The sequence below is a fragment of the Xenophilus sp. Marseille-Q4582 genome (genome assembly GCF_916700565.1).
GTDB lineage: Bacteria > Pseudomonadota > Gammaproteobacteria > Burkholderiales > Burkholderiaceae_C > Xenophilus.
In genome coordinates, this window is the sequence record NZ_CAKAKO010000003.1 from 85,610 (window position 1) to 98,470 (window position 12,861).

Below are 12,861 nucleotides of genomic sequence, written 5' to 3' on the forward strand. Positions count from 1 at the left end.
GGCCGAGGTTTCTTGTGCAAGGTGCGCATGCGTGCTTGTCTCCACACGGTTGTTTTCTGGGGTTATCGGGAATGGCTCCGGCGGCGGCCGGGCGCATACTTCGCCGCCCTGCCCGTGCCGGAAAATTCGGCTATCCGGATTTCTGTGTTGAAGGAGGCTTCCGGTGATTGAGTGCCTCCGTGTGGAAACCGACGTTGCACAGCCCGCAAATGAGCTGCTGCCGGCGGGTGTTGCCGCGCACCAGAACGACCACGTTCGCCTTGTCGTCCTTGGTCCGTCCCAGCTCGCAGCCGCAGCTCTGGCACCGGTTGCCCTGTTCCCGCTTCAGGAGCTGCAACTGGGTGGGGTTGGCAGGGTAGACGGTCGCCAGCCGCCACGGCTCCAGCGGCCCCTTGCCGTACAGGAGACGGGCGCGCAGCACCTCGAAGGTGTACCCCCGGCCCTGCCGGTTGATGGTCTTGGCGACCCCGTTCAGCGCCTCGGTGTAGGCGTTGGTGATGGGGTGGTCGAAGTACGCCAGAATCTCCGTCCGCCAGTTCTTCATGGCGGTCGTGAGAGTCTTGAAGTCCGCCTTCAGGCTGGCTGGGATGGTCCCCGGGAAGGCGTCGAAGGCCGCCACGGCCTGCGCCTTGGGCAGGTCGTAGATGTTGTAGAACGCCTCTTTCAGCCCGTAGGCGGCGGCCAGCTCGGGCTCGTTGGCCAGCCACATGTCCAGATTGAACCGGCCCTTCTCGGCCAGCTTGGCGTACCGCATGTTCAGCATCGCCTTGGACTGGAGCCACAGGCGCCGCTCGCCAGCCTTGCGCTGCTTCTGGAGCCGGATGCGGACCCGCTCCATGCAGTAGTTCGCCATGCGGACGACGTGGAACTTGTCGATGACCACCGGTCGGCCAGGGAACATCTGGTGCGACACGTCCCGGTACGGCCGCCACATGTCGATGGCCACGCCCTTGACCCAGTGCCGGTCCTTGAACCGGTGCAGCCACCCCGCCAAGGTCGCCTTGTCCCGGTCCGGCAGCATGTCGAGGATGCGGCGCTCCCCGATGTCCGTCAGGACGCAGCGCATCTTCCCGTCGATTTGGGTCTCGTCGATGCCCAGCCAGTCTGGCATCTCCGGCCGGTGGCTGGCCTCCAGTTCGGCCATGTACTCCGCCCCCAGCGTCCGGACCGTCTTGTCGTCGCACCCCACGTTCTCCGCGATGCGGGTGAAGGTGTCCCGCAGGCTGTGGGCCTTGATGTAGGTGGCGCAGCGCTCCGTCATGCGCCGGCCCTCCAAGATGCCGCCCAGCGGCTGCAGGAAGGTCTCCTTGCAGGAGGTGCACCGGTATCGCTGGACCTTCGCCCGCAGCTTGGCCGGCTTCCCGCGCATCGGAATGTCGACGTAAGTAGTAGCTTTGGTGCCGTGCCGGTAGATGCAGTCGAGGGTGCCGCACTTTGGGCAGGCGGTAGGCATGGGCAGCGGGTACTCCGCCTCCAGCACGTCCGCCCCGTCCTCCTCGGTGCGACCCAGCACCGTCCAGCCCTTCAGGTCGAGGATGTCCGTCATCCCCGGATTGTCGTGTGGATGGGGTCACCGCTTGTCAATGGCGGCGAGGTACTTGGCTCGGGCGGCGTTGGCTCCCGCTGCGTAGTCGGTATCACCGTCACAGCGGTCGGAAGCGATGACAGCCCGGATGCGAGACAGCTCGCGCACCAGCATTTGCTGGGTGAAGGTGGCAATCCACACCGGCACATCGTTCTCCAAGACCGTGCCCTTGATGTACTTGGGGAAGGCGGGCTTCTGCCGGACGAGCTGCTCGGCAGCGCCCAACACGTCCTGCCAAGCCGGCAGCGCCGGCCTCTGGGGCGTGTCGATGCCCATTGGCGGGTCGCACACCTCCTCTTTGCCATGCTTCGCCATCGTCTGCCGGGCCAGTTTCCTTGCAGCGTCAATCTTGGCCAGCGCGCCCTCGTAATTCTCGTTCATAGCAGGAACCTCAGGATGAACCACGCGCAGTACAGGGCTGCGCAGATGAAGAAAAAGGCAGTCAATTCACTTCTCTCGGACCAAGACTTGAGCCGCCCGGAGAACCTCGCGTGCGAAGGTGCTGGGCAGGATATTCCCCGCCGCATCGAACGACCGACCCAAGCAGTCGGCCACATCTTGGTCCGTCAGCCGAGGCATCCGGTCATCGCATCCGTTCGCGCAGGAGCCCGTCTCGTTGCAGTAGTCTGCGTGCGGACATGGGCCGGTGGTCGCCTCGCCGTGATGCCACAGGAATGCGCAGTAGGCCGCCACATCCAGTGGGTCCCCTTTTGCAACGTGCTTCCGCAGTTCCTTGCGACACTCGCCCATCCAGTCGTCAGTCGCCCACCCGTCGGAGTAGCCGTACTTCTCCTCTGCGGCGGCGAGTTTTTCCTTCAGAGCTGCGGCGAACCGGTCCACAAGGGCGGCGGTCTTAGGATGCAGTTTCACTTGGTTTCCTTTCCACACGAAAATCCGACTCAGGAGGATACTGCATGGTCACCTGTTCCACAAGTTATTCCGGAGAGCCGAAAATTCTAGGAATCGCCCGCGTGCCCACCGCTATCGCAAGCGCGCCAATGCCATGACTTCAGAGGCCCCAACGCCGACTTTGCGCACCCTTCGCCGGCCGTCCCGCCGCGGGCCGTGCGCGCCGCTGCCCGAGCGGCGCACCAGCTCGGCCGCCTGGCTGCAGGGCGTGCTCTCCATGTTCGAGGCCGAAGGGCTGGACGTGCCCGCCCTGCTGAGCGACGCGGGCTTCGACCCGGCATCGGTGGATCACCAGAACGCGCGCTTCCCCGTCGACGAGATCACCCTGCTGTGGCAGTACGCCGTGGCGCGCGCAGGCCGGCCCACGCTGGGGCTGGACCGCATGCTCGTGGCGCGGCACAGCAGGATCGGCACCGTGGGCCATGCGATGTCGTGCAGCCCGCATCTGAGTGCGGCACTGGAGCGCCTGGCGCGCTACATGGCGGTGATCTCGGACGCAACCCGCTTTTCTCTGGCCCACGACCCGCGCGGCTGCTGGCTGGTGATGGCGCACACGGGCGGCAGCCTGCCCATCCCGCGTCAACGCGTGGAATGGGCGATGCTCACGGTCTTGATGCAATGCCGCTGGCTCACGCGCCGCGAACTGGAACCGCTGGCCATGGAGTTCGTGTACCCCGCGCCGGCCGATGACCGCCCGCATCGCCAGGCTTTCGGCTGCACGCCGCGCTTCGGCGCCGAGGCCAATCGCCTGCTCCTCTCAGCGGCCGATCTCGCGCTGCCGCTGCCCACCCACCAGCCGGACCTGGGACGGGTGCAGGAGCAGATGCTGGACGACCAGCTCCAGCAACTGGGCCAGACCACCACCAGCACGCTGGTGTGCGCCGAGATCGCGCGGCGCCTGCCGCAGGGCGAGCCGCGCCGCCAGGACGTGGCCGCCGGCCTGGGCCTGGCCGAGCGCACGCTGCAGCGCCGGCTGCAGGCCGAGTCGGTGTCCTTCCAGGCCCTGCTGGACCGCACGCGCAGCGAGCTCGCGCGCCAGTACCTGGCCGAGGATCGCCACACGCTGACGCAGGTGGCCGACCTGCTGGGTTTCGTGGACAGCAGCAATTTCTTTCGCGCCTGCAAGCGCTGGTTCGGCATGCCGCCGGCGCAGTACCGCGCGCGGCTCTGGGAATATCCCGCGCTCGCGCCCTGAACCGCCGCAACGCGCGCGCTGCGAGCCCGGCTCCGGCGCAGGCGCGATGCCCCGTCCTGCCTGGGGTTTCGGCCGCTGCCGGACAATCGGGCCATGAGCGAGATCGCCGAGAAGGCCCCCATCGTCGACCTGGGTTTGCCGTGGAAACCCGGCTTCCGGACCCTCGGCCCCGCGTTTTTCACCGTGCTGCGGCCCACGCCGCTTCCTGCGCCGCATTGGGTGGCGCACAGCGAGGCGGCCTCGCGCGCGCTCGGGCTGCCGGCCGACTGGCACAACGACGCCTCGCTGGCCGCTTTCACGGGCAACGCGGCCATCGCCGGCACCGAGCCGCTGGCGACCGTCTACAGCGGCCACCAGTTCGGGGTCTGGGCCGGGCAGCTCGGCGACGGCCGGGCCATCCTGCTGGGCGAAACGGCAGGCGGGCTGGAAGTGCAGCTCAAGGGCGCGGGCCGCACGCCCTACTCCCGCATGGGCGACGGTCGCGCGGTGCTGCGCTCGTCGATCCGCGAGTTCCTGTGCAGCGAAGCCATGCACGCGCTCGGTGTGCCCACCACGCGCGCGCTGTGTGTCACCGGCTCGCCGCAGCCCGTGCGGCGCGAGACGCTGGAAACCGCGGCGGTGGTCACGCGCCTTGCGCCCAGCTTCATCCGCTTCGGGCATTTCGAGCATTTCGCGGCGGCGGGCCGTGAAGACGAGCTGCGCCGGCTGGCCGATTTCGTCATCGACCGCTTCTATCCCGCATGCCGCACGGACAGCCGCCTGGGCGGCAACGCCTACGCCAGCTTGCTGCAGGCCGTGAGCGAGCGCACGGCCGAGATGGTGGCGCACTGGCAGGCCATCGGCTTCTGCCACGGTGTGATGAACACCGACAACATGAGCATCCTCGGGCTCACCATCGACTACGGGCCCTTCCAGTTCCTGGACGGCTTCGACCCCGGCCACATCTGCAACCACAGCGACACCGGCGGCCGCTACGCCTTCAACCAGCAGCCCAACGTGGCTTACTGGAACCTGTTCTGCCTCGCGCAGGCCCTGATGCCGCTGATCGGCGAAGAGGAGCTCGCGCTGGCGGCCCTGGGCGCGTACCGCGACCGCTTCCCGCTCGCCTTCGACGCGCACATGCGCGCCAAGCTGGCGCTGGCGGACGCGCGGGCGGGCGACGGCGCGCTCGTCGAGCGCCTGCTGCGCCTGCTGGCGGCCGAGCGCACGGACTGGACGATCTTCTGGCGCCGCTTCGCGCACTGGCGCGCCGGCGCTGCGCTGGCGCCCGTGCGCGAGCTGTTTGTCGATGCACGGCCCTTCGACGAGTGGCTGCTATCCTTTGAAACCCGGGCCGCGCAGGATTGCGGCCACCCAGCCTCCGCGCTGGCCACCAACCCGGCCTATGTGCTGCGCAACCATCTGGCCCAGGTTGCCATCGAACAGGCGCAGCAGACCGACTTCAGCGGCGTTCAGACCTTGCTCACCCTGCTGCAGACCCCATATCAGGAACAGCCTGGCATGCAGGCGTACGCCGACTTCCCGCCCGACTGGGCGTCCACCATCGAAATCAGCTGCTCATCATGACCGCTCCACGGATCCAGAAGACCGACGCGCAATGGCAGGCCCTGCTGGCCGAGAAAGGCGCGGAACGCGTGGCCTTCGAAGTCACCCGCCATGCCGCCACCGAGCGCCCCTTCACCGGCAAGTACGAAGCCCACTGGGCCGACGGCAGCTACCACTGCATCTGCTGCGGCGCCAAGCTTTTTGACTCGCACACCAAGTTCGATGCCGGCTGCGGCTGGCCCAGCTTCTATGAGGCCGCCGAACCTGGCGCCATCACCGAGATCGTCGACCGCTCGCACGGCATGGTGCGCACCGAAACCGTGTGCACCCAGTGCGGGGCGCACCTGGGCCACGTGTTTCCCGATGGCCCGGCGCCCACCGGCCTGCGCTACTGCATGAACTCCGCCTCGCTGGACTTCAGCCCCAAGGGCGAGGACGAGCCGGCATGAAGCTGCTGCTCGACTTTCTGCCCATCCTGCTCTTCTTCGCAGCGTTCAAGCTGCAGGGCATCTACGTGGCCACGGCCGTGCTCATGGCCGCCACGGTGGTGCAGATGGCCATCGTCTATGCCACGCACAAGAAGCTGGAGACGATGCAGAAGGCCACGCTGGTGCTGATCCTGCTCTTCGGGGCGCTCACGCTGGTCCTGCAGGACGAACGCTTCATCAAGTGGAAGCCGACGGTGCTGTACGGCGCCATGGCGCTGGCCATGGCGGTGGCGCTGTGGGGCTTTCGCAAGAACTTCCTGCACATGCTGCTGGGCGCCCAGCTCACATTGCCGCCGCGGGTGTGGCGCCACCTGAGCATCGCCTGGATCGGCTACTGCGCCTTCATGGCCGCGCTCAATGCCTACGTGGCGCTGTACTTCAGCACCGAGGCCTGGGTCGACTTCAAGCTCTGGGGCTACGTGTTTCCCGTCGCCTTCCTGGTCGCGCAGGGGCTGTACATCGCGCCCCATCTCAAGACCGACGAGCCCGCACCATGAGCTTGCCCACCCGCAGCGAACTCGAGGCCGCCCTGCGCGCCGCCCTGGCGCCCACGCACCTCGAAGTCATCGACGAAAGCGGCCTGCATGCGGGCCATTCGGGCGCCTCACCCGAGGGCTACGGCACCCATTTCCGGGTGCGCATCGCCTCCCCCCAGTTTGCCCAGCGCACGCGCGTGGCGCAGCATCGGCTTGTGTATGATGCGCTCCACTCTTTTGTGCCCCGTGGCCTTCACGCCATTGCCATCGAAACGCTCTGAGCCATCCGACCGCCGGCCCACGGCGGCACCTCCGCTCCCCTTCCCCCTTCCCTGTTCGTTACTTCATCACTCTCCGGCTTGCGCGTGCGCACGGCCCTGCCCACACCGAGGTTCCCGTTCATGAACAAACTTGTCCTGTCCGCCGTGACCGCAGCGATGATGCTGGGCGCTCTGCCGGCAATGGCCCAGAACGCGGCCATCGTCAACGGCAAGGCGGTGCCGAAGGCCCGCATGGACCAGCTGGCGCAGCAACTGGCCGCCGCAGGCCGCCCGGTCACCCCCGAGATGCAGGACCAGCTGCGCGAGGAAGTCGTGATGCGCGAAGTCTTCATGCAGGAAGCGCAGAAGAAGGGCCTGGACGCGAGCGACGACTACAAGGCGCAGATGGAGCTGGCTCGCCAGGCCGTGCTGATCCGCCAGTTGTTCGAGGACTACCGCAAGACCAACCCGGTCACCGAAGCCGAGCTGAAGAAGGCCTACGACTCGCTGGCCGAGGCCAACAGCGGCAACGAGTACAAGGTGCGCCATATCCTGGTGGAAACCGAGGACGCGGCCAAGAAGGTGATTGCCGACCTGAACAAGGGGGCCAAGTTCGAAGACCTGGCCAAGAAGCTGTCGAAGGACCCGGGTTCCGGTGCCAACGGCGGCGACCTGGACTGGACCGCCCCCGCCAACCTGGTGCCCGAGTTCTCGGAGGCGATGGTCAAGCTCAAGAAGGGCGAAACCACCAGCGCACCGGTCAAGAGCAGCTTCGGCTGGCACGTCATCCGCCTGGACGACACACGCAAGATGGACTTCCCGCCGCTCGAACAGATCAAGCCCGAGCTGGAGCGCCAGCTGCAGCAGCAGAAGCTGCAGGCTTATCAGCAGGAACTGCGGAGCAAGGCCCGCGTGGAATGATCGCGGCGCGCCGATCGGCCGCCGTGCGGGCGCCCATGGCGCTCTCCAGGAAAAAGGCAGCCTGCGGGCTGCCTTTTTCTTTGTGGCCCACGGCGCGTGGAGTCGCGACCTCAAGCGCTTGAGCAATTCCTGCGCGACGCCGATCGCGGAGGACGGGTTCTGGCCGCAGCGCAGATCGCGATGGACGAGTGGGCCTACCCGCCAGCCGGCGCTGCGCGATGAACGCCAGGACTGCGCCAGTCATGGACCCGGGCGCCCCTTTGAAGCGAACTCATTGCTTGGACTGCCGCGCATACCGATTGACGACGAAGCCGCATCCGTAGGCTTTCGAGCCGAGCAGCGTCAGTGCGCGAAAGCCGGATTGGGCAAACAGCCTGTGCCCGCTTCCGATTGCTGCCGGATTGACGAAGAACGCATACTCGTCGACCAGATCCGCGGCGACCAGCGCGGAAGCAAAGCCTGAGCCGCCGAAGACCGCGATGTCCCCCTGGGCGCCCTGCTTCAATGCACCGACCTCGCATACCAGATCGCCACCCACCACGCGTGTACCCTCCCAACGGGAGCCTTCGAGCCTGCTGCTCAGCACGACCTTCGGGATCTCGGTGATCCGTCGTGCAAAGGCGTAGAAGCTGTCCTGCGGAAAGCGTTGCGCCGCTTTCGCCCAGTGGTCGTGTAACCCTCTTGCGCCATCTTCCGGCTCAGGAGAATCGTGCCGATGGCCTGGAAGAAAAGATTGAAATCCCGCCGCAGTTCGGGTTCCCACGGACAATCGCCCACCCAGTCCCAGAGTTGCCAGGCGCCTTGCCCCTCACCGCCGACAAAGCCGTCGGCCGACATCTGCATCTGGAGAACCAGCTTGCTCATCGAACGTCTCCTGCTGCTCGGCCAGAGCGCGAATGCAAGCTCGACACTGGCATGTGAACGGTCGCAATAGTAACGTGACGGTGCGGACCGCCAAGCGCAGCGAGCTTGCCCTGCTTATGGCGGCATCCCGCCGAGTGTGCGGGCCGCCTGCTCAAGCCCGCCCAGGATGGCATCGCGGACACGCGGTGAGAAGTCCTGTGGCAATTCGGCTTGCGCTTCGGCAATGGCCGCTGGTGTACGAGCAAGAAGTTCTTCGACGATCGGCTCGGCGGTCGATGCGTAGCCAACTTTCTGCGCGGTGCTGTTGAAGTGCCTGCGCTGGATACCGTGCATCTCGTAGTGTCGGTTCTTGCCGAGCAGGGCCATGGCCAACTTGATCTCATACGGAGACCACTGGTTGGGGCCATCGCCCAACACCGGGTAGACCGACATCACGTCATACAGCGGGGTCAGCTGGAAACGACCGCGTGGCAGAAGCTGGATGCTGAAGTTCTTGGCATGGCCATCGGGCGCGCGTAGCAACCAGAACAGCACCTGCGCCGCCATCAGCGTCTTCATGTCGGCCTCGGTATTCACCGATTGCCGCAGCGTGCCGAACAGGGCCTTGAGCCCAGGACCGCCCTCGTTCTCGTACTTACGTAATGGCGAGCAGCCCTCGACCTGGCAAAAGTCTTCCTGTGGCAGACGCATGAGCCACTGCCCATTGGGTGCGACGCGCCGGTCGAAACGCTCCACCACCAGCACACGCTGTCGGCCGAAGGTCGCGATGCGGGCATCAGCCACGGGCAATCCGTAGGCTTTCAGCAGCCGCAAGCACAGCCATTCGTTGTCGACGGACGTGCTGAAGTCCGCCTGCCGCCCGCCCATCAGACCGAGCGGAAGCTTGAAGATGTGGCTCGTCGGCGTGGCGCCACGCGGCGCCAGCCATTGCCCGCCCCACCACAGGAAGGCGGTCTTCTCCTGCGCACCGGCCAGCGAGATGCGGAAGTCCGCATCCGGGTCTCGGCCCGCAGCGAAGGCCTGCGGCGAAACGGTTTCGATCAGGTGCCGCTCGATATCCTCCTCGGCCAGGGGCACGCCCTCGATTCGATCGAAGTCGGTGGGCACCTCCCCCTCATCCAGGATCTGGACGGCGCCCACGCAATCGCGCCCGATGGCCTTCAGTAAGTCAAACGGCTCGGTCGAACCCGTCCTGAAGCGCTCGGCCACGCGGCGGCGGATCGCGTCGCTGTCCGGTAGCAGGTTGTCGAAGTAGTTAGCGACCTTCTCGCCCTTGACCGGCAGGTTCTGCAGATTGAAAGGCAGCGACAAGGACAGCGGTCGGCCCATATCCGCAGCAAGCCAATCCGCGTCGTACTGCAGTTCCATCTCTCCGCGAGCGGGAATCGTCCATCGGCCGACGCGAACACCGTTGGTCCAGATGGACAGGCTGCGGCTGTGCGATCGACGCCCCATGTCACCAATCCGTGGGCGTCGTTGACACCGCAGCCTTGCCCCGGATCCCCACGGCCAACTCCAGGCCCAGCGCTGCGCACCATGCAAGGAGTTGCTCCACGCTCAGCTCGTGGGCGTTGAGTTCCAGATGAGAGACACGCGACTGGCTCAAGCCGATACGGGCAGCCAGTGCCGATTGGGTCAGCCCTTGCGCTTTGCGCGTGGCCTGCAGCATCGAGCCGAGTTGGCCTGTAGTGACCAGCGGATGTGACGTCGGCGGCATGGCGAGTACCCGGGATTCAGATAAGCGCAAGATAGCTGAAAAACAGATATTCGTCAAATATCTGAAATTCAACTACGTGGGCTCTGGCTGCGCCCCAGCGCCCGGTGTCAAGCTTCATCTAACAGGCCGTTGAAAAAATGCTCATCGAACGCGCCAGGGTCGTGGATTTCGAAGAAACGGATCGCCCAAACTGGCCTGCGCAGCGATTGGAGCGGCCATTTCGGCCTGTTTGCAGGCCGTTTTGCCCGTTCCGGGCGCACGTATCCCATGGTTCACGCATGATGCGCGTCCCACCAGCCGCCCAGACTGCCCATGCGCACCAGGTTGTAGGTGGCAAAGCACAGCAGCGCCTGGCCCGCGAGCTTGGCCTGACCGATCAATTTGGTCTTGGCCAGACCACCCACTGTCTTGATCCAGCCAAAGGCCTCCTCGATGCGCTTGCGCACTTTGAGGCTGGTCTTGTAGCCCTCGTGGCGCCGGATGCGGCCATCGACCGCCGAGTGCTTGTCCTTGGCCGCCACGTGTGGCGTGACTTTGAGCTTTCGGCAGCCCTTGATGAAGGCCTGGCTGTCGTAACCTTTGTCGGCCCCGACCGTGGCCCGCTTGTTCTTGTTTCCCCGGCGTTTGAGCATCGCCAGCGCCGCCTCGCGCTCGGCGGTGCCACTGGCATGTGTGATCTCCACATCCACGATCAGCCCGTTGCGGTTCTCCATGAGGATGTGCCCCATGTGGCACAGGCGAGATTTGTCGCCCGCGCTCTTCTTGAACAGCCGGGCATCGGCATCGGTGGTGCTGGCGTGGGTGTCGTTGCAGCGCTCCTGCCCTTTGAAGTTCACCTCGGGGTTGCGTCCGGGTGGCGTGCCGCTGTCGTCGTCTTTGCGTTTGAAACTCTTGTGCGAGGCCCAGGCCTCAATCAGCGTGCCGTCCACGCTGAAGTGTTCGTCGCTGGCAAGCCGGCCCCACTGGGCGCTGAGCTTGACGCGCTCGAAGAAGGCGCGCGCCAGGTCTTCGTTGAAGAGGCGTTCGCGGTTGGCGCTGAAGGTGGAGTGGTCCCAGACCTTGTCTTCAATGTTCAGGCCCACGAACCAGCGGTACAGCAGGTTGTAGTTGACCGCCTCGACCAGCTGGCGTTCGCTGCGGATGGAGAACAGGATTTGCAGCAGCAAGGCCTTGAGCAGCATCTCCGGCGGCACCGAGGGGCGGCCACGGCGGGCGTACACCGCTTCGAACTCGCTGTTCATGCTCGACAGCAGCGCATCCACCACGGCGCGCAACTTGCGCAGCGGGTGTGCCGCTGGCACTCTTTCTTCAAGGCTGATGTAGCTAAACATCGCCCCCTGGAAGTCTTGGTTGCCTCTCATCTTTCTTGTCGCAGTTGTTCCGGGATGGCTTCAGATCGTAGCGGCCGACGCGGACGCTCGCAGGGGATTTTTCAACGGCCTGCTAAGCGGCTTAACGGCCAATTCGGGCGCTTCATTTCCCTGCCTTCTGTGGACTCACCGATTTCTGCTTGGGTTTTACCTGCCGAAATTTCTGACAACTGGAGCTAATATCCTGCAAGGTCGTAACAGGGCGTAATGCGTGTTACGGCGGGGCATCATAGGGGATTCCATGGACGAGACACCACCGGAAGGTTCGACCATCGCGGCCGAACTGAAAATCGACGTTACCCTGATCGCCAAACTGAACTTGGCGGATTTTCAGAATGCGGTCCCGCTGGTCCGCGATCTCTCCCTGATCAACGAGACCGATCAGACTCATGAGCAGGTCGAGTTGGTCCTGACTTCCGATCCGCCCTTTTTGAAGCCGCGCCGTTGGCGGATCGATGCGCTGGCGGCCCGTTCGCGCTATCCAATCCGCGACCTGGATCTGAACCTGGACGGCGGACTGCTGGCACGGCTGACCGAAGCCGAGACGGCCACGGTGTCGCTGGCATTGCGCACCGCAGGCGCGGATGCCTCCAGCCCTGCCCTGACGCAACGCGATGTCCATCTGGAGTTGCTGCCACGCAATCAATGGGGCGGTATCTCGCATCTACCCGACTTGGTCGCTGCGTTCGTCCAGCCCAACGACCCGGCGGTGGATCGGCTGCTCAAGCGCACAGCGGAGGTGCTGCGTCAGCACGATCGCAACCCTGCCCTGGACGGCTATGCCGGCGGTGCCAAGCGTGCCTGGGAACTGGCCTCCGCCCTCTGGGGGGCCACGGCTGGCATGCAGTTGGACTATGCCTTGCCACCGGCCAGTTTCGAGCAGTCTGGCCAGAAGGTGCGCAGCCCCGGGCAGATCGAAAGCTCAGGCCTTGGAACCTGCTTCGACCTCGCGCTGCTGTTCTGCGCTGCACTCGAGCAAGCAGGATTGAACCCGCTGCTGGTCTTCACCGAAGGCCATGCCTTTGCTGGCGTCTGGCTTCAGCCTGAGGAATTCTCCACCACCGTCGTCGACGACGTGACGGCCTTGCGCAAGCGCCTCAGGCTCAAGGAACTGGTTCTGTTCGAGACCACCCTGATCACGCAGCGCCCCACGGCCCCCTTCAGCTATGCCACCGCACGCGGCGCTCAGCAGGTGGACGAATCTCAGGATGCGGGATTCCGCTTGGCGGTGGACATTCGCCGGGCTCGGTTGCAGCGCATCAAGCCATTGGCCAGTGCGGAAGCGGCAGTTGCCACGGCGCCGGGCACTGAAGTGTCACCGTCCACGCCTGCCCTGCCAAAGTTCGAAGACGCGCCTGACCTTCCCGACAGCGCGCCAGCCAATGCGGAAGATGCCAGCCAGCTCGATCCCAAGGACCGGCTGCTTCGCTGGCAACGCAAACTGCTGGACCTTTCGCTTCGCAACAATCTGCTGAACTTCAAGGGCGGCAAGAAGGCGCTAACAGGCCGTTGAAAAATCCCCTGCGAGCGT

Annotated in this window: 15 protein-coding genes; 7 read left to right on the forward strand and 8 right to left on the reverse strand. The window is 65.4% G+C overall.

Going from position 1 to position 12,861, the window contains the following annotated elements; translation table 11 throughout:
* Positions 1-130: 130 nt before the first annotated feature.
* The 3 genes from LG388_RS10855 to LG388_RS10865 form a co-directional block, all read right to left on the reverse strand.
* A complete protein-coding gene (locus tag LG388_RS10855) occupies positions 131-1,546 on the reverse strand; it encodes an ISL3 family transposase (protein ID WP_003060862.1) in 1,416 nt (471 codons plus the stop codon).
* A gap of 24 nt (positions 1,547-1,570) precedes the next feature.
* Positions 1,571-1,966, reverse strand: a complete 396-nt coding sequence (locus tag LG388_RS10860; protein ID WP_003060860.1) for a hypothetical protein — start codon at positions 1,964-1,966, stop codon at positions 1,571-1,573.
* Positions 1,967-2,032: 66 nt separating this feature from the next.
* On the reverse strand, positions 2,033-2,455 hold the full coding sequence (locus LG388_RS10865) for a hypothetical protein (protein WP_003060859.1): 423 nt from the start codon (positions 2,453-2,455) through the stop codon (positions 2,033-2,035).
* A gap of 256 nt (positions 2,456-2,711) precedes the next feature.
* Between LG388_RS10865 and LG388_RS10870 the strand changes: the two genes are divergently transcribed.
* From LG388_RS10870 to LG388_RS10895, 6 genes are all read left to right on the forward strand, one after another.
* On the forward strand, positions 2,712-3,689 hold the full coding sequence (locus LG388_RS10870; protein WP_225783571.1) for an AraC family transcriptional regulator: 978 nt from the start codon (positions 2,712-2,714) through the stop codon (positions 3,687-3,689).
* A 93-nt stretch (positions 3,690-3,782) separates the two neighbouring features.
* Positions 3,783-5,255 (forward strand): YdiU family protein, encoded by a 1,473-nt coding sequence (locus LG388_RS10875; protein WP_225782851.1) that lies wholly within the window; start codon positions 3,783-3,785, stop codon positions 5,253-5,255.
* Entirely contained in the window at positions 5,252-5,683 is a 432-nt protein-coding gene (msrB, locus tag LG388_RS10880; protein WP_225782852.1) for a peptide-methionine (R)-S-oxide reductase MsrB, read from the forward strand. Before LG388_RS10875 ends, msrB begins: the two co-directional genes overlap by 4 nt.
* Entirely contained in the window at positions 5,680-6,219 is a 540-nt protein-coding gene (locus tag LG388_RS10885) for a septation protein A (protein ID WP_225782853.1), read from the forward strand. Before msrB ends, LG388_RS10885 begins: the two co-directional genes overlap by 4 nt.
* The gene (locus tag LG388_RS10890; protein WP_225782854.1) at positions 6,216-6,479 is read left to right on the forward strand and encodes a BolA family transcriptional regulator; all 264 of its coding nucleotides are present in this window, start codon (positions 6,216-6,218) and stop codon (positions 6,477-6,479) included. Before LG388_RS10885 ends, LG388_RS10890 begins: the two co-directional genes overlap by 4 nt.
* Positions 6,480-6,599: 120 nt before the next feature.
* The gene (locus LG388_RS10895; RefSeq protein ID WP_225782855.1) at positions 6,600-7,379 is read left to right on the forward strand and encodes a peptidylprolyl isomerase; all 780 of its coding nucleotides are present in this window, start codon (positions 6,600-6,602) and stop codon (positions 7,377-7,379) included.
* Between the two features lie 271 nt (positions 7,380-7,650).
* Here LG388_RS10895 and LG388_RS10900 read toward each other — a convergent pair whose 3' ends face one another.
* From LG388_RS10900 to LG388_RS10920, 5 genes are all read right to left on the reverse strand, one after another.
* On the reverse strand, positions 7,651-8,142 hold the full coding sequence (locus LG388_RS10900) for a dihydrofolate reductase family protein (RefSeq protein WP_225782856.1): 492 nt from the start codon (positions 8,140-8,142) through the stop codon (positions 7,651-7,653).
* 215 nt (positions 8,143-8,357) lie between these two features.
* Positions 8,358-9,698, reverse strand: a complete 1,341-nt coding sequence (locus LG388_RS10905) for a type II toxin-antitoxin system HipA family toxin (protein WP_225782857.1) — start codon at positions 9,696-9,698, stop codon at positions 8,358-8,360.
* A gap of 1 nt (position 9,699) precedes the next feature.
* Positions 9,700-9,960, reverse strand: coding sequence for a helix-turn-helix domain-containing protein (locus LG388_RS10910; protein ID WP_225783572.1), 261 nt, complete (start codon positions 9,958-9,960; stop codon positions 9,700-9,702).
* A 107-nt stretch (positions 9,961-10,067) separates the two neighbouring features.
* Positions 10,068-10,229, reverse strand: a complete 162-nt coding sequence (locus LG388_RS10915) for a hypothetical protein (RefSeq protein ID WP_225782858.1) — start codon at positions 10,227-10,229, stop codon at positions 10,068-10,070.
* A gap of 3 nt (positions 10,230-10,232) precedes the next feature.
* Positions 10,233-11,321 carry an IS5-like element ISCte5 family transposase gene (locus LG388_RS10920; protein WP_225781276.1) on the reverse strand — a complete coding sequence of 363 codons (1,089 nt, stop codon included), beginning with the start codon at positions 11,319-11,321 and terminating at the stop codon, positions 10,233-10,235.
* A gap of 250 nt (positions 11,322-11,571) precedes the next feature.
* On the opposite strand from LG388_RS10920, the gene LG388_RS10925 reads away from it, so the two are divergent.
* Positions 11,572-12,843, forward strand: coding sequence for a DUF4011 domain-containing protein (locus LG388_RS10925; protein WP_225782859.1), 1,272 nt, complete (start codon positions 11,572-11,574; stop codon positions 12,841-12,843).
* Positions 12,844-12,861 lie beyond the last annotated feature (18 nt).